Origin of the sequence: Streptomyces ochraceiscleroticus, assembly GCF_000720485.1 — a bacterium.
Taxonomy (GTDB): Bacteria; Actinomycetota; Actinomycetes; order Streptomycetales; family Streptomycetaceae; genus Streptomyces; species Streptomyces ochraceiscleroticus.
In genome coordinates this window covers 1-734 of sequence record NZ_JOAX01000072.1, presented here as the reverse complement: position 1 = coordinate 734, position 734 = coordinate 1, and the positions used below count along the sequence as shown (strand labels likewise).

General features: G+C 69.2%; 1 protein-coding gene. It reads right to left on the bottom strand.

Going from position 1 to position 734, the window contains the following annotated elements; all coding sequences use genetic code 11:
* Positions 1–693: helix-turn-helix domain-containing protein (locus IG84_RS39205; RefSeq protein ID WP_211266565.1), on the bottom strand; the 693-nt coding region annotated here is incomplete at its 3' end.
* Positions 694–734: the final 41 nt, after the last annotated feature.

The window sequence follows — 734 nt, the reverse complement described above, 5'->3', positions numbered from 1 at the left end:
GTGCACGTTCATGAACTGCACGCCCGCTGCCTCCTGTACCCGTGACGGGTCCAGATTCAGGGCGTACGCCAGAGCGTCCAGCTGGGGAAACTCGGGGAACTCGTCCGGAGCCAGGGCGGCCCCTTCTAGGCGGCCCAGCCAGCCCACATCGAGCGCCGCGGGAGTCCCGGGCGCGGCGGCGGTGAGCCGCGCGACATCCTCCAGGCTGAGGCCGGCCGCAAGCCGAGCTTCAAGCATCATGGCCGAGAGATCTGGAGTCCCGTACGGCGCGGGGTCAGCGTGGTTGGCTGCCTGGGTCGCTTCGGTCTCGGCGAGATCGCGACGGACAGCCTGAAAGACGTCTTCCAGATCATCCGCCCCCAATCCCAGCTTCTGGGCTGCAGCGCTGATGACGAGCCTCAGCGCTTCGCCGGGAAGCAGCCCAGGATCCTGCGCGGGAGAACTCTCCGGGTCCGGCTCGCGCGCGATCGGCGTGCTGCCGGCGAGCGCGGCCCGTACGCTGCCCGGCTCCCACCGCAGCGCCTCTTCGAGTCTGCGAGCTGTGAGGTCGGCAGGGCGTGAGGTGCCTCGACGGATCGCACGCAAGGCCTCGTACGAGACACCCGCCGCCGCGGCGAGGTCGCGCCACTGAAGCCCGAGTTCCAGGCGGCGCTGGTTCATCGCGTCATCTAGCCGCTTGTGCGGATCCGACATCTCGACCCCTCCTGAGCAGGGAAACACAGGCTAGCGCAACC